This is a genomic window from Nonomuraea spiralis, from assembly GCF_014648435.1.
GTDB classification, from domain to species: domain Bacteria; phylum Actinomycetota; class Actinomycetes; order Streptosporangiales; family Streptosporangiaceae; genus Nonomuraea; species Nonomuraea spiralis.
The window spans coordinates 86,605-101,464 of the sequence record NZ_BMRC01000015.1 but is presented as its reverse complement, the minus strand read 5'-3'; the positions used below and the strand labels follow the sequence as shown (position 1 = coordinate 101,464).

Here is a 14,860-nt window from a genome sequence, read left to right as displayed (position 1 = left end):
GCGCGATTCTCGCCCCATGCGCGTGAACAAGATCGCCTGGTCGGCCGCGATACTCGCGGTGACCGTAGGGCTCACCACACCCGCCGCACCCGCCGCGGCGGCGCCTGCCATCACCGTCAAGAGCGACTTCAACGGGGACGGCTACAACGACGTCGCCGTCGGCATGCCCACGTACCCGGGCTACCTCGGCACGGACAACAGCGGCATGATCGCCGTCCTGTACGGCGGCCCGAACGGCCTCAGCGGCGCCAAGCAGCTCATCCGGCCCACGACCGGCTGCTCGGGTGAATCAGCCAGTCTCTGCCGAGGGTGGGGCAAAGGGCTGACTTCCGGCGACGTCGACGGCGACGGCAGGACCGACCTGGTCACCGTGGGGCTCAGCGAGCGGCAGGTCTTCTCCTGGACACCGGCCGGCATCACCCGGCAGGGCGGCTCCAGCTCGGCGTACTTCCGGGGGCTGACCGTCGGCAACGCCGACAACGACTCGCGAACCGACGTCGTGGGGCTGTTCGCGTCCGGCTGGTTCGCCTCCTTCGGCGGCTGGTACAACGGCGGCGCCTTCGAGCAGACGTCGCTCAACGCCCCGAGCGGCCCCTTGCTGCAGTCGACGGCGATCGGCACCGTGAACGGCGACGACATCATGGAAGCGATGGTTCTGCTCGCCCCCACCTACGGCTCGACCAGCCATGAGCTGTGGTACATCGACAGTCTGCGCGATCCGGCGCACACCCCCATGCTCATGGGCAACACGGCGGCCTGCGACACCCCCGACGCGACCAGGCCCGCCTGCACCAAGAAGGACTCCCAGCTCGGCCTCGGCGACGTGAACGGCGACGGCTACCGCGACCTCGTCATGGTGACGCCCAGCACCGGCACAGTGCACGTCTGGTACGGCTCCTACTACGGCGCAGGCATGTACCAGCCCGGCTTCACGGCCCGCAACCTGTCCTGGCTGACCACGCTCGGATCCACCGACATCACCGTCACCGTGGGCGACATCAACGGCGACGGCCGCGGCGAGATCGCCGTCGGCCTGCCCAGAGCGACCATCGCGGGCAAGGCGGCCGCGGGGGCCGTCGCGCTGATCCCCGGGACCGCCTCGGGCCCGGACGTCTCCGCCGCCCGGATCCTCACTCAGGACGGCATCGCCTCACCCGGCACGGCGCCTTCGGCGGATCCGATCGCCGAGGAGTCCGTGGCCGACGACCGCATGGGCGAGGCCGTCTCGATCATCGACGTCACGGCTGACGGCAAGGGCGAGCTGATCGTCGGCGTGCCCGGCAAGAACGATGGCAGGGGCATGCTCGCGGTACTTACCGGCAACGCCACCGGGATCCCGTCCTCGGCGCAGTCCGTGCACGCGATTCCCACCGGGGTGAACGCCGCGGATGCCCGCTTCGGTGCCATCATGCTGCGATAGCGCCACCACGGAGGAACAGCAGGACGGCCAGTGCTCCTGGTGGGCTAATCAGCCGCAGCGTTCCCGGTTGCGCCGCCGGACTTCAGCTCCTCGGACAGGAGCCGCAACAGGCCGGGCAGATGACGCTCGATGTCCTGCCTGGGCAATGAGACGGCGCTGCCGTTGCCGTGGTCACGCTGCATGATCAGCCCCGCCTCGCGCAGCACCCGGAAGTGATGCGTGCGCGCGGCTTTCTTCACCGGCAGGTCGAACGAGCCGCAGGCACGCTCCCGGCCCTCAGGATCGGCCGCGAGTTCGGCCACGACCTGGCGGCGGGAGTCGTCGGCCAGCGCGCGGAACACCTTGCCCAGATCCATGGCTCACCCCCCATAGGTACGATTTGCATCATACCTTGGCTGATGGCTAACGTTGGCAGGTATGAAGATTGTCGTACCTGAAGGAGGCGGGGCGGTCGGCATTTACGGCTTCGCCCGGCCGAAGCCCGAGCGCGCCGACGAACTGGAGCGGCTGCTGCTGTCATTCGTGGAGCCGACCAGGGCCGAGCCTGGCTCGATGCAGTACCAGGTCCACCGCGACGTGGCCGACCCCAGCACGTTCGTGTTCTACGAACTGTGGCGGTCGGCCGACGACCTGCGCGCGCATCTCGCGCGTCCCGAACTCGCGCACTTCCAGCAGCACCGCATGGACTACCTGCGAGAAGACCTGGAGATCCACTGGCTGACACCCCTCAGCGCGACCCCCTGACGCCTCGGCTCATGCGGGCGACCGTGCTGCCCGGCAGGTCAATGGGCGCTCCAGCCGCCGTCCACCGGCAGGATCGCGCCCGTCAGGTAGGACGCGTCCGGCCCGGCCAGCAACAAGGCCGCGGCGGTGAGTTCGTCCGGCTCGGCCCAGCGTCGGAGTGGCACTTCATGGTGCAGGAACCGCCGCACCTGCGGGTCGTCGTCGGCGTTCGTGTTGAGCGGCGTACGGAAAGGACCGGGGGCGAGGGCGTTGACGTTGATCCCGTACGGGGCGAGTTCCACGGCCAGGCTGCGGGTGAGCTGGACGACCGCCCCTTTGCTCGCCGCGTAGGCGGACCGGGCGGCCGCGCCGACGAGCCCGAGCGCGCTGGCCAGGGTCACGATGCGGCCGTACCCCGCGGCGCGCATCACCGGCACGACCGCCTGGCAGGCCAGGAAGGTGCCGACGACGTTCGTCTCCAGGCAGCTGCGCAGGGCGGACACGTCCAGGTCTGTGATCTCGCCGCGGGCCTGGACGCCGGCGCTGGTCACCAGCACGTCCAGACGTCCATGACCGGACACGATCTCCTCCACGAGCCGCCGGGTGGCGTGCTCGTCGGTCACGTCGCAGGCCAGCCCCGACGCGGGACGGCGGGTCGCCCGGGTGATCCCCGCGGCCGCCTCCTCGCACGCCTCGCGGCGCCTGCCGGACACCACGACGTGGGCTCCGGCGCCGGCCAGCGCCTGTGCGATGGCCAGCCCGAGTCCGGACGAGCCGCCGGTGACCAGGGCGACCTGACCGGCCAGGTTTGAATCGTTCACGCGGATGTCCTTCGAGGTCGGCGAGAGGTGGTGCGAAGCAGGGCGTACCCGATCACGAGCGAGACCACCAGGAGCACGGCCGCGTCCACGGCGGCGGCCAGCCGGACACCACTCAGCAAGGCCGGGGCCGCGGCCTGACCGGCGTCCCGGAGTGCGGACACGCGGGTCACGCAGACGGCGCTGAGGATCGGGACGCCGACGGTGATGCCGATCTGCTGGGCGCTCGTCACCAATCCGGTCGCCAGCCCTTGAACCGTGTCCGGCAGCCCGGACGTCACGGTGACGCCGTACGAGACCACGACCGACATGTGGCCCACGGAGGCCAGGCACACCACGGCCAGGGCCGGCCAGGCACCCTCGGTCACGGTCATCGCGGCGGTGCAGACCCCTTGCAGGGCCAGCCCCGCCACCAGCGTCCGCCCCGCACCCAGCACGCGGATCACCCGGGAGGAGACCATGCCCGTCACGGCCAGAACGACGCCCTGGCCGCCGAAGAACAGACCTGTCCACAGGGGTGACAGCGCCTCGACATCCTGCAGGTAGAGAGTCAGCAGGAAGATGAACGCGCTCATCATGGAGAAGGTGATCAGGCCGCCCAGGCTGCCGAAGGCGACCGTGGGCCTGCGCAGCATGGTCAACGAGACCAGCGGCTGCGCGGCTCGCGACTCGATGACCACGAACACGCCCAGCAACAACACGGCCGCCGCCATGGCCACCACTCTCACCGCTCCCGCGGCCGACAGGGCGTAGATGAGGCAGACCAGGCCCCCGCTGACGGTGGCCGCGCCGGGCAGGTCCAGCCGGGGAGAGTGGGCGCCCCGGCTCTCGGTCAGCAGCCCAGGCGCCGCCACGGCCAGGACGACGCCCGCGACGGCCAGCAACGCCATCGTCGAACGCCAGCCCAGTGTGTCGGTCATCGCGCCGCCGACCAGCATGCCGACGGTGAACCCGAGGGAGAGCACCGACCCGCTGACGCCGAGCGCCCGGTTACGCCGCGGCCCCTCGGGGAAGGTCGTCGTCAGCAGCGACATACCGGTGGGAATGACGGCGGCGGCCCCCAGCCCCTGGAGGGCGCGTCCCGCGACGAACACCCCCGGGTTCCACGCGAAGGTGGCCAGCACGGAGGCCGCGGTGAACAGCAGGACGCCGCCCAGGAAGAGCCTGCGCCGGCCGTACAGGTCCGCCAAGCGGCCGAACAGCAACAGGCATCCCCCCGACGGCAGCGCGAAGGCGGTGATCGCCCACTGCAGGTCGGCCTGTTCCATCCCCAGCTCCCGGCCGAGATCAGGCAAGGCCACATTTAAGATCGAAAAATCCAGAGAAATGATGAATTGTGCGGCACACAGGATGGCAAGGATGAGTTTCGCACGCGTGGTGAAGCGAGCGTCGTGCTCCCCGGCCGAGCTCCCGGCGTCGGCGTCCCTCGACAAGGGGTCGATCGTCATGGCGTCCACGCTCGGCCATGACCGGTCTTCGCGGGGAGAGCGTGGTGACACTGGTGGTGGCACCACCAGCCGAAGCGGTGCGCGGTGACGCCGGGCGAGGGACGTCGCCGAGACCTGCGTGACTTCCTGGTGAGCAGACGTGCCCGCGTCAGCCCGGCCTCAGCCGGTCTCCCGGCCGGGGTACGCCGGCGTACGCCTGGGCTGCGCCGCGAGGAAGTCGCGGTGCTGGCCGGGGTGAGCCCGGGGTGGTACCAGTGGCTGGAGCAGGGGCGCGAGATCAACGTCTCCGCGCAGGTGCTGGACGCGGTGGCCCGGGTACTGCGACTCGACGAGGCCGAACGGCGGCACCTGTACACGCTGGCCGGGCTCAATCCACCGCCGCCGACCGGACACCCGCACGCCTACTGCGACGGACTGCAACGACTGATCGAGGCCTGGGACCCCAAGCCGGCCACCATGCTGGACGCCTCCTGGAACCACGTGGCCTGGAACGAGTCGGCCAGGCTCGCGCTGGACATGGCTCAGGCCGAGCGCAACTGCCTGGTGGGCTTCTTCCACGACCCTCGGTTCCGCTGCCGGGAGCGGGCCTGGCAGGACCTGGCGCCGACCGTGGTGGCGGCCTTCCGGGCCGCGGCGGCCGAGCAGCCCCGCGATCACGACATCCACGACGTGGTCAGCACGCTGGGCGCGACCAGCCCCGAATTCGCCCGGTTGTGGGCACGACAGGACGTACAGGCGGCCGGAATCTGGATCAACGAGGTCGACCATCCCGTCGTGGGCACGCTGACCTTCGAGAGCAGCCAGATGAGACTGCCCGCCAGACCCGACCTGACCATGGTGCTGTACAACCCGCTGCCCAGCACCGACACCGCCGACAAGATCGCGTGGCTGCGGACCACCGCCGCGCCCCTCTGACACCGGGCACCGGCGTGCAGGAGGGTGCTCCGCTGCGAGCAGTGCGTGGCCCGCCATCGCCGACAGCCTGCGCCACCTCGTCGACATCCTCGGCGTGCCGTACGACAGGACCGTGCGATGCGCGCTGATCCCCATCGCCTGGACGATCGGCACGCACTTCAAGCCCGCCCGCCGCGTCCCCGTCACCGAGGTCGTGCACTGGGATCGCTGGTAGGCGACGCGGACGCCGGCGCTAGCTTCTGGTGATCACGCCGCACGCGATGCGCCTGCCGGAGTCGCCCGCTTTCAAGGTCTCGGCGTCGGGCCCCGGCGCACCCTCGGCGTTCCGGTAACGGTCCGGGATGTTCGCGTGGTTGTCGGCCACCGCGTGGATCATGATGGCGCTGCCGTCGTCGTCGAAGAGCTGCGTCCCGCGGAAACGATCGGTCACCGTCGAGGCGGTGCCGGTGCCGTCCGCGCCGACCAGCAGGCCGGGCAGGTCCCCGCTGTGGTGGTCGTGGGGATGTGAGCCGAGGTCGTAGTGTCCGCCGGCGCTGAAGAAGGGGCTGCCCGTAGCCGGGTCCTCCGACCGCGGATCACAGACCCCTTTGGCGTGCACGTGGAAGCCGTGGAACCCGGCGGGCAGGTCCTTCACCCCAACCGTGATCTTGGTCCTGCCGTTCCCGGCGTCCTCCACCTGGAGCGAGCCGACCGTCCGGCCGGCGGCGTCCCTGATCACCGCGCCGGCGCGGGCGCCGTCCCGCGCCGGCATCATCGCGTCGGCGGGCCCGCCGTCCGGCGCCGGCACCATTCTTCCCAGCGCGGCGGCGCCCAGCGCCACGGCGCCCACGCCCAGCACGGCGACCAGAGTCAGGCGAACCTTGCCTGCCATCAGCGCTCTCCCCCATGTGGCGCCTTCCACCCAGGGAAGACATCGACGGTCTCACGAGTCGGCGGAGGCCGCCTTGGCCGGCCACGGCGCACCGCTCCCCGCTCACCAAGGGCCTCGCTCCCCACAGATCCCCCGAAGTCCACCCGCTTCCCCGGCGCAGGAGGCAAAGATTCGGCCTCTCCGCCGCCATCACGTTCGTCGGTCCGGCTCCTGCCGGCCCGAGTCGCCGTTCCTGGTGACGCCGCCGCGCAGGAGGCCAGGGCCGTATTCGCGCCCGCTCAGCTCTCCAGCGCGGCCACCCGTGCGGTGAGGGCGGCGACCGCCTCGGTCAGCCGCTGGACCTCCGCGGCGTGTTGATTCCTCAGATCGGCCACTTGTTGCTGGATCGCCTTGGCGAGGTCCTGTTCCACGGTGGTGATTCGGCCCAGGACGTCGACGTTCTGCACGTTCAGGACCCCGTTGACCCGGACATCCCCCTGGAACAGGCCGGCCGGGGACCCTTGAGCGTAGAGGCCGGCACCTTCCCTGCTTATCGCCTCGACGCCGCGCCCGCTCGGCTCGTTCGAGATGGCGAGCACGCCAGCCTCGCCGCCGACGGCGAACACCCCGAAACCGCGCTCATTGAGGCTCTGCCCCCAGACGCCGATATGTCCCTGGCCGAGCACCCCGAGGGCGCTGGGATTCTCGTTGATGCCCTTGACCCCAGGGGCGCCGCCTTTTCCCACCCCGAGCACGCCGTGTCCACTTTCGCCGACACCGAGCACTCCGGAGCCCGTCACACCGGAGCTGTGCCCCATCACTCCCGCGCCTTCGTCGGCGCTGCTGCTGCCCCGCACCCCGTTGTGGCCCTGGCCGGACACGCCGTCGCCACCGTTGTCGTTGACCCCGGCGACGCCCGAGCCCCCGGATTGCCCGCACATTCCGATGACACCGTGGAACTGTACGCTGTCGCCGCGGACTCCGGCCTCGCCGACGGCGGCGGTGCTTCCGTGAAGCGCTGTCATTCTTCTTTCCTTCCGGTATACGTTTCCGAGCACCTGGGCTAAGCCTGCTGTGCCTCCCGCGCCTCCTCCGCCTGGCACAGTTCCTCCAGCACCTGCATGGCTCCGCTGATACGCAGGAGCGTCTCCCGGAGAAGCGCGTCCTGCCGCACCACGTCGCGCAGTTGCGCCTCGCCGAGCTGGTATTCCCGGGTCAGGTCCGCGAGCCGTTCCCGCAATTGATCCATCATGACTTTTTCCTTTCTCTCTCGGCTTCCCCGCGACTCCTGATGCCCATGGTCGCCGGAAATCCGTGTTCCTCGGGATAAAGGAGCATTCCGCGCTCTTCCGCCGGCTTTTCTTTCTCCACCTCGACGGGATGAGCCAGGGCCCACGGGTCCTGGCGTACGCCGGTGACCTGCCACGACACCGTGACGTTCGGCTGGTCGGTGCGTATCGTGAAGGCGTTGTCCCGTACTCCGCCGTCCACGGCGGCCATGGCGAGCCGGCCGATCGGTGTCACCTGGAAACGGTGGTCGCGGTTGAGCGCCTCGAAGTAGTCCGGGAGAGCGACGGTGACCTTGCCCTGGTCGTCGGTGACGGCGACGCCGGAGTACACGTTGAGCATCTCCGGTGATTCGACGAAGGAGTGCGACAGATATTTGCCGGCCGGGTCGAGCGGGTGGTCGATGAGGAAAGTGCCTCCAGGCTTGGAGAGGGAGCCGTAGATCGAGCACCCGCCCTCAAGGCTGGAAAACCGCACCACCCTGAAATTGTTGTGGACGTACACCTGGCTGCCGTGGAGGCTGACGTCGCCGCCGACATACATCTTGCCGAAGACATCGAAATTGTCGCATTCGTAGTACGCCCTCGGCACGCGGATGTCCAGTCCCGCGCGTACGTCCAGTCCCGCGCCGGCCGTGACGTTGCTCTGCGCGCTGAGGGGGCCCACCACGTTCAGCGCGCCGAATGCGTTCAAGGTGCTGCGGGCATTGAGCACGCCTTGGGCTTCGACGGTGTTCTGAGCGGTGAGAACACCCATGGCGATGAGGCCGGCGCCGGCCGTGACGTTGCTCTGCGCGCTGAGGGGGCCCACCACGTTCAGCGCGCCGAATGCGTTCAGGGTGCTGCGGGCATTGAGCACGCCTTGGGCCTCGACGGTGTTCTGAGCAGTGAGAACACCCTTGACGGTGAGGCCGGCGCCGGCGGTGACGGCGCCGTTCGCGGTGAGAATGCCTTGGACGTTCAACGCGCCCAATGCGTTCAGGGCGCCGTGGGCGTTGAGCACGCCTTGGGCCTCGATGGTGTTCTGGGCGTTGAGAACGCCCTTGACGTCGAGTCTCCCCATAACGGAAACCTGGCTGCCGGTGAAGCCGGCCTCGCCTGTGGTGGTGTTGATGCGCAGCGCCCAGTTCGCACCGGTGTTGCCCCAGATGCCGACGGTGCTGTCATCGGCCATGCCGATCATGGCGCGATCGGCGTTGGGACCGTCCTGATGGAACCAGATCCCGGCCGAGGCGTCGCCGGACTGCCGTGCGCGCATGCGGCGGTACACATCCAGACCGCCGCGTACGTTCAGTCCCGCGTTGGCGTTGAGGATGTTCTGCGCGGTGAGGGGGCCCTGGGCGTTCAACGCGCCCAGCGCGTTCAGGGCGCCGTGGGCGTTGAGCACGCCTTGGGCTTCCACGGTGTTCTGGGCGTTGAGAACACCCTTGACGTCGAGTCTCCCCGCGACCGACACCTGGCTGCCGGTGAAGCTCGTTTCGCCGGTGGTGGTGTCGATGCGCAGCGCCCAGTTGGCACCGGTGTTGCCCCAGATGCCGACGGTGGTGTCATCAGCCATGCCGATCAAGGCGCGATCGGCGTTGGGCACCCGTTGGTAGAACCAGATTCCGGCACTGGGTTCCTCGCCCTGCCGTACGCGCATCCGGCGGCCGACGTCCAGGACACCACCGCTCACGTTCAGGCCGGCGCCGACGGTGACGGCACCTTTCGCGGTGAGAGTGCCCTGGACGTTCACCGCGCCCAACGCGTTCAGGGCACCGTGGGCGTTCAACGTGTCGAGCACGTTCAGGGCGCGGTGGACGTTCATGTCCCCGGTGGCCTCGACGGTGGCGCGGGCGGTCAGCTTGCCGGTGACGTCCGCGTCGCCACGGGCGAGCAGCGTCGAGTGCACCGACACGTTGCCTGTCGCGCCTTCGACGCTGAGCGATCGGCGGGGGTTGTCGTCCGAGGTCAGAGTGAGGACGACGTCACCTTCCGGGTCGGCCGCGAACTCGGCCATCACGCGTTGCCCGACCTGAAGGTCGGCTCCGCCGGTTTCGGTGACGGCCCGTAGCTCCAGGCGTCCGGTGGGCACGCCCACAAGGCGACGTGTGCCGGCGGACAAGGTCGTGACCCTGCCGTCGTCCAGGGTGAGCCGCGCCAGCACCACCTGCCGGCCGTCGTCGTCACCGGCCGGGATCAGGCGCAGCCACGGCGCGTGCACGAGGACGGGCGGATCTTCGGGGCTTTCCTGCTGCAGCACCTCCAGCCAGGTGACGGTCAGGAGGCGGTCGCCGCTCACCTTGGCCGTCCCGAACACCACTCCGTCGTCCGCGACGCCCGCGGTCAGGATGTCGTCGAGCTGATCCGGGTCCGCGGCCGGGTCGACGACGGCCGCGCCACCCGGCCTCAGGACGATCAAGCGCCCTTCCGCGTCGACGGCCGCACCAGGGCTGATCCTCAACCCGACCGGGTCTCCGCTCACCTGTACGGCCAGCCCCGCGGCCACGCCCCAGGTGAGGCAGGCGGTGTTGCGGGCCTGATCCATGGGCAGCAGATAGTGCTGCACGTCCGTATGACTCTGAACGTTGCCCGTGGCGCCGATGCGCGGGATGTACAGGTCGTGGTCCCAGTACTCGCTCCGCTTCAATGTGTTGTTGCCCATGGATTTCCCCCGTGGCGTAGAGATGGACGGGACACCGACCGAACCGATGTCAGCGTGCGACCATGCCGCCGCTCATGGCCGGTGAGGGGGTACGGACCTGCGTCCGTCGTGCGGAACGAGTGTGATCATGAGTGGACTGGTCAGCAGGCCCCCGGCACTCACCGTCGTCTGCTCACCGGTCTGCGGATGGACACGGATCACTCCGCCCTTGTGGCCGAAGGCCTCGTGGTCGGACACCAGGATCGAACCCGTGGGTTCGACGGCGATCCCCCAGGGTGAGCGGAAGAACTGGCCGGTGGACACCACCGTCTTGTTCCCGGTCGTCGGGTTGAACCGGATCAACCTGCCCGTACCGTCGGTGGAGACGGCGTCGGTGACCAGGATCTGGCCGTCGGGCTCCACGGCCAGCCCGACCGGCCTGCAGGGCGGATCGAAGGTGGTCAGGACGGTCGGCTGTCCGGTGTGCCGGTCGACCCGGAGGAGAGCGCGCGGCCTGTCAGGTGACATGCCCTGTTCCACGACGAGGATCGTGCCGTCGGCCTCCAGTGCCACCCCGGCGAAATCACACTCGCTGTCGGTGAGCACGGTTTTCTCGCCGGTGTCCGGACGGACCCTGATGAGCTGGCCCCTGCCGTGACCTTTGCGTCCGGTGTGGGTGAGCAGAACCTGGCCGTCGTCCTCGATCACCAGCCCCACGTGGAATCTCCCCAGCGGGTCGCCGGAGGCCACGACCGAGTGCTGCCCCGTCATCAGATCCAGCCGGACGAGCGCGTCCTCGCGGACGATCAGAATCGTCCCGGCCGCCTCGATGGCCACTCCGGAGGGCGCCGCGATGTGATCGCCGGCGAGCAGTCTCACCTGCTTCCCCGTCGTCGGATCCACCCTGATGACGCCGCCGGCGCAATCCCCGTCCGCTCTGGCGGCGTCCCGGTCGGCGAGCAGGATGGTGCCGGGGGCCAGCCGGGCGACGGCCGTGAGCGTGACCCGGTGATTGTGCCCGGGGGTCGTCTTCGCTTTCGTGTCGTTGCTGGTGGCGTCGTAGACGGCGTGAACGGTGGCGGGCCCCGGCACCCCGGTGAACGTCACGTCCAAGTTGGCGCACGCGTTGGGTCCGATGCTCTTCGGCACGGCGCTGAGGACGAAACCCGGGCCAGGCTGGAACCCTTCGCCGTCCCCCATCGTGAGTGTCCCGGTGCCACGGTTGACGACCTGGAGGCTGCGCCGGGCCTCCTGCCCGACGTCGACCTCGAAGTCGAGCGTGGTCGGCAGGTCGATCCACGGCTGCCGGCTTTCGGCGTTGTGGTCGGCGACCACCCAGACGAAGTCACGTGCCGCCGCGTCGTTGTTCACCAACTGCAGCCGCCATTTGAGAATCTGACGAAGAACGGTGACCCGGACCAGATAGACGTCATCGGCCTCCGCGGCCATGTTCGCGTTCGCCGCCGGCGGCGAACCCTGGGGCCCGTTGAGGAGCACGACCGGCGTGGGCGAGATCGGCACCTCCACGACATCCCCGGTGTCGGCCTTCAGCCGGACCGCCGGGTGCGGAGGCCCTGAGGGGCCACAACCGGCGCCCACCTTGACGATCCTGATCCACATGTCCCTGCGCCCGGTCGCCGTATCGACCGCGGACAGTTCGGTGAACTCCAGCAGCGAGGTTGCCGCCCCCGCCTCCAGGTGCTCCGGGACCGCCTGTCCATTCGGATAGACCTCGAACACGTCATCCTCCTCAGTGGGACACGACGGTGAAACTGTCGTCACTCACCGCGGAGCCGACGCAGGTCATGACGCGGATCCGTTGTGGTCCCACTGCCTGGAGCGGAACCGTGACGACGATGAGCTCGTCGTCGACGCTGACCACCTCTGCGGACAACGTGCCGAAGAAGACCGATACGGGTGGTGCGTCGAAGTGCCTTCCCGACAGACGCACGCGGTCGCCCGCCCTGCCTGTGTCGGGAGTGAACTGGGCGCCGGATGCGGCGAACTCCGGGTCTGCGCCCACGATGAAGGGCTCTCTCGTGGTGGTGACACCACCGGCCGTGGCGATGCTGATGGGCACCTGTCCGAGCAGGCCGCCGGGGACCTTCACCACCAGGCCCTCCGGTACGAGCCTGACGATTTCCGCCATGGCGTTGGTTCCGAACCACACCGCTGATGTGATGTCGAAGTTCGTTCCGTACAGGGTGACGTCGACGTCCTTGCCGCCCGATCGCGGGGTGAACTCGATCGCACCGCTCCGGAAGGCCGGGCGTTCGCCGCCTTGGTCGAGGCCGAAGACGGTGTCGCTGGTCACCGAACCGCCGGCGGTCTCGATGGTCACCCTCGTCACTCGTGGGAGGCCTTTCGGCACAAGGGTCCTGATGGTGGTCGCCGTGGTCTCTATGACCTCTGCGGGAACCGAGCCGAAGAACACCTTGACCATGTCCTCCGCGTACACGTTGAAGTTGCGTCCACTCAACGTCACAGGTGTCGAGGCGGGGCCGTGCACGGGCGAGACCTGCCTGAGCGGGTCGGGGTCGAAATACGGCCGCAGCAGCAGTCGTGACATCAGGTCGAGCTGGCGTTCGACCTCGGTGAGAGGCAGGATGGTCCGCCGGAGATCTGTGATCATCTGGGATTCGATCGCGGGGTTGCCCGCCTTGCGCCGCAGCAGCGCCAGCGGCAGGTACGTGTGCCCGGGCGGAGCCTGTGCGGGCGGCTCCGTCTTTCCCTCGGCGACCTGCACCACCCACGAAGGGCGGAGCCGTACGGACGTCTGCATGCCGATGTCGCCGCGGTTCAGCAGATCACTGTCCGTCGAACCGTCCACCGTGCTCATCGACACGTCCAGGAAGACGACGTCCTCGCGGAACGGGCCCTGCCCGGGATCCGGTGTCGTCAGCCCGGGAAGCTTCTGGGAGCTGTATCTGAGCTTGGTGAAGTTCCTCACCTCGACGCCGCCGACGAGGCACACGTCCGACACCGACTTGCCGGCGAGAATCCAGAAGTCGTTGTCCGACTCCGCTGCCGGCTGGTCGGGGTTCGCCTGGATCGATCGGATCTCGAAAACCTTGGATCCGGCTGAGATGCCGTCGCCGACACAGCTCGAGACGATCGAACGCAAGGTGGACGAGACGAGGTCGTGCTGCAGGTTCAGATCGCGATCGAGAACGGGCACGCCCTGTTCGATGTGCACCCCGACATAGCCCTTGCTGAGGCTCTGCTCCAGAACTTCGGACGGTGGCCGGGAAAAATCCGCCATCGCTCACCTCGGTGGATCCTCACCAACATGGACAGTCGATTCCCGAGGTGAAGGCCCATCTTCTCGCCGAACCGCTCCTCTATCTCTATACGCTTTCCCGGTGCGAACTAACGACCCCGGGATGCTGATTCAGCAGGGTCACGCCAAGAGCGGGTAAATCGTGCTCCGCGCCGTACGGGTCACGCGCCCTCCTGTGCGGCGAGCTGGTCGGCCTTCAGCCACAGCTCGTTCCACTCGATGGCGATCTGCACGGCCGTGACTGCGGCGAGCCCCAGGTCGAGCAGTTCGCCGAAGGGCAGCGGCCCGTCGGCCAGCGCGAGCGCCGCCGCCGCGGCCGCGCGCACCGCGAAACGCTCGATCACCACGGCCCAGAAGTGCCGCCACGCCGCCTTGCCCACAATCACCCGTGCTGCCGTGGCGCCCGCCGCGACGACCCCCGCCGCCATTGCCTTCCGTCTGCGGGCCTCGGCCCGGATCCGCTCTTGCTCACGACGCCGCTCCTCCTCGGTGACGCGCCTGGAGCGGGGTGGGGTGAGAACGTGGTAGGCAAGCAGCCCCGGCGCGCACCACTGCGTTCTGATGATGAAGGGGCCCGCCACGATGGGGCCCGGTGGTGAGTAGGTCTCCGGGGGCATGGGTGCGACCCCCCGGATTCCCTTTCTCGTACGCCAGGCCTTTTGACCGGCATCAGGACTGTTGCCCTCGCCCACATACTTGGCGAGTTGAATTTCCCCGTCGACCAGGCAGACGAGCGCGGCCGGCTTGATCTCCGCCACCTCAAGTTTTCTGTTCGAGGTGATTCTGGCCAGGTCGGGCACGCCCATCCCGGCCATTGGACCGGATGAGCCGAACTCCTCCGGCGGGATGTCCTCCTTGAAACCGCCGCAGATGCCCTCGGTGCGAATGGGTCCGGCCGAGGCGCCCGGGATGCCGATGGACACGGCGCCTGGCACCCTGCCCCCGAAGTCCCGCTTGATGAGGTAATGAACCACGGTCCCCGCCAGCACGACCTGGAAGTCGGGGAAATCCACCGTCGAGCAGGACAGGCCCTGCCGCCTCACCCGGCGGCTCGGAGCATGGTCGTGCTGGACGACGTGTGCCAGTTCGTGCGCCAGCAGCCGCCGGCCTCCGGGCGTGTGCGGCTGGTAGGCGCCCTCCCGGAAGAAGATCTGCCGTCCGACCGTGACGGCCTGGGCGCGCATCGTCCTGGCGAAGCCGGCGGCGGCGCTGTCGGTGTGCAGACGGACGCCGGCGAAGTCGTGGCCGAAGGCCCGGCCGAATCCCACCAGGTCGTTGGCGCGCTGCCCGCTCGGGCCGGCCATCACCCGCTCGGCCGCCGCGTCGGCCGCCACCTCGTCGGCGTCGTACGGCTTGCTGACGGTCCACGTCTCGCGTCCGGCGAGCTGCCCGCCGTCCGCGTACCTGCGTACGTCGAAGCCGCCGCAGCCGCACTTCTGCTCCGCGGGTTCCGGCTTGTCGGCACCGCGCCTGTCTCTGGTGACGTGCGTGAACATG

Annotated in this window: 13 protein-coding genes; 3 read left to right on the top strand and 10 right to left on the bottom strand. The window is 69.1% G+C overall.

Translation table 11 applies throughout. From position 1 onward, the window contains the following. Positions 1-16: 16 nt before the first annotated feature. Positions 17-1,420: an FG-GAP repeat domain-containing protein gene (locus tag IEZ27_RS32515; protein WP_189650742.1), complete on the top strand. Its 1,404-nt coding sequence runs from the start codon at positions 17-19 to the stop codon at positions 1,418-1,420. Between the two features lie 44 nt (positions 1,421-1,464). On the opposite strand, the gene IEZ27_RS32510 is transcribed toward IEZ27_RS32515, so the two are convergent. After that, the gene (locus IEZ27_RS32510) at positions 1,465-1,776 is read right to left on the bottom strand and encodes an ArsR/SmtB family transcription factor (protein ID WP_189650741.1); all 312 of its coding nucleotides are present in this window, start codon (positions 1,774-1,776) and stop codon (positions 1,465-1,467) included. 61 nt (positions 1,777-1,837) lie between these two features. On the opposite strand from IEZ27_RS32510, the gene IEZ27_RS32505 reads away from it, so the two are divergent. Next, positions 1,838-2,164 (top strand): putative quinol monooxygenase, encoded by a 327-nt coding sequence (locus IEZ27_RS32505; protein WP_189650740.1) that lies wholly within the window; start codon positions 1,838-1,840, stop codon positions 2,162-2,164. Positions 2,165-2,202: 38 nt separating this feature from the next. On the opposite strand, the gene IEZ27_RS32500 is transcribed toward IEZ27_RS32505, so the two are convergent. Further along, positions 2,203-2,964 (bottom strand): SDR family NAD(P)-dependent oxidoreductase, encoded by a 762-nt coding sequence (locus tag IEZ27_RS32500; protein WP_229824552.1) that lies wholly within the window; start codon positions 2,962-2,964, stop codon positions 2,203-2,205. Continuing rightward, positions 2,961-4,409 (bottom strand): MFS transporter, encoded by a 1,449-nt coding sequence (locus IEZ27_RS32495; RefSeq protein WP_189650739.1) that lies wholly within the window; start codon positions 4,407-4,409, stop codon positions 2,961-2,963. Before IEZ27_RS32495 ends, IEZ27_RS32500 begins: the two co-directional genes overlap by 4 nt. A 129-nt stretch (positions 4,410-4,538) precedes the next feature. Here IEZ27_RS32495 and IEZ27_RS32490 point away from each other — a divergent pair, with 129 nt between their 5' ends. Beyond that, on the top strand, positions 4,539-5,324 hold the full coding sequence (locus IEZ27_RS32490) for a helix-turn-helix transcriptional regulator (RefSeq protein WP_229824550.1): 786 nt from the start codon (positions 4,539-4,541) through the stop codon (positions 5,322-5,324). A 232-nt stretch (positions 5,325-5,556) separates the two neighbouring features. On the opposite strand, the gene IEZ27_RS32485 is transcribed toward IEZ27_RS32490, so the two are convergent. From IEZ27_RS32485 to IEZ27_RS32455, 7 genes are all read right to left on the bottom strand, one after another. Further along, complete coding sequence (locus IEZ27_RS32485; protein WP_189650737.1) at positions 5,557-6,195, bottom strand: superoxide dismutase family protein; 639 nt, start codon at positions 6,193-6,195, stop codon at positions 5,557-5,559. A gap of 278 nt (positions 6,196-6,473) precedes the next feature. Then, positions 6,474-7,199, bottom strand: a complete 726-nt coding sequence (locus tag IEZ27_RS32480; RefSeq protein WP_189650736.1) for a hypothetical protein — start codon at positions 7,197-7,199, stop codon at positions 6,474-6,476. A 38-nt stretch (positions 7,200-7,237) separates the two neighbouring features. Beyond that, positions 7,238-7,426 (bottom strand): hypothetical protein, encoded by a 189-nt coding sequence (locus IEZ27_RS32475; protein ID WP_125644802.1) that lies wholly within the window; start codon positions 7,424-7,426, stop codon positions 7,238-7,240. Further along, positions 7,423-10,104, bottom strand: coding sequence for a hypothetical protein (locus IEZ27_RS32470; protein WP_189650735.1), 2,682 nt, complete (start codon positions 10,102-10,104; stop codon positions 7,423-7,425). The genes IEZ27_RS32475 and IEZ27_RS32470 overlap by 4 nt, the downstream gene beginning before the upstream one ends. A gap of 72 nt (positions 10,105-10,176) precedes the next feature. Beyond that, positions 10,177-11,823 (bottom strand): Vgb family protein, encoded by a 1,647-nt coding sequence (locus IEZ27_RS32465; RefSeq protein WP_189650734.1) that lies wholly within the window; start codon positions 11,821-11,823, stop codon positions 10,177-10,179. Between the two features lie 10 nt (positions 11,824-11,833). Continuing rightward, a complete protein-coding gene (locus IEZ27_RS32460) occupies positions 11,834-13,345 on the bottom strand; it encodes an IPT/TIG domain-containing protein (RefSeq protein WP_189650733.1) in 1,512 nt (503 codons plus the stop codon). Between the two features lie 179 nt (positions 13,346-13,524). Then, positions 13,525-14,859, bottom strand: a complete 1,335-nt coding sequence (locus IEZ27_RS32455; RefSeq protein ID WP_189650732.1) for an eCIS core domain-containing protein — start codon at positions 14,857-14,859, stop codon at positions 13,525-13,527. Between the last annotated feature and the right edge of the window lies 1 nt (position 14,860).

Coding starts and splice junctions, on each gene's coding strand:
- IEZ27_RS32455 (WP_189650732.1), bottom strand. CDS start 14,859: ATGTTCACGCACGTCACCAGAGACAGGCGCGGTGCCGACAAGCCGGAA.
- IEZ27_RS32510 (WP_189650741.1), bottom strand. CDS start 1,776: ATGGATCTGGGCAAGGTGTTCCGCGCGCTGGCCGACGACTCCCGCCGC.
- IEZ27_RS32515 (WP_189650742.1), top strand. CDS start 17: ATGCGCGTGAACAAGATCGCCTGGTCGGCCGCGATACTCGCGGTGACC.
- IEZ27_RS32460 (WP_189650733.1), bottom strand. CDS start 13,345: ATGGCGGATTTTTCCCGGCCACCGTCCGAAGTTCTGGAGCAGAGCCTC.
- IEZ27_RS32495 (WP_189650739.1), bottom strand. CDS start 4,409: ATGACGATCGACCCCTTGTCGAGGGACGCCGACGCCGGGAGCTCGGCC.
- IEZ27_RS32480 (WP_189650736.1), bottom strand. CDS start 7,199: ATGACAGCGCTTCACGGAAGCACCGCCGCCGTCGGCGAGGCCGGAGTC.
- IEZ27_RS32475 (WP_125644802.1), bottom strand. CDS start 7,426: ATGATGGATCAATTGCGGGAACGGCTCGCGGACCTGACCCGGGAATAC.
- IEZ27_RS32505 (WP_189650740.1), top strand. CDS start 1,838: ATGAAGATTGTCGTACCTGAAGGAGGCGGGGCGGTCGGCATTTACGGC.
- IEZ27_RS32485 (WP_189650737.1), bottom strand. CDS start 6,195: ATGGCAGGCAAGGTTCGCCTGACTCTGGTCGCCGTGCTGGGCGTGGGC.
- IEZ27_RS32470 (WP_189650735.1), bottom strand. CDS start 10,104: ATGGGCAACAACACATTGAAGCGGAGCGAGTACTGGGACCACGACCTG.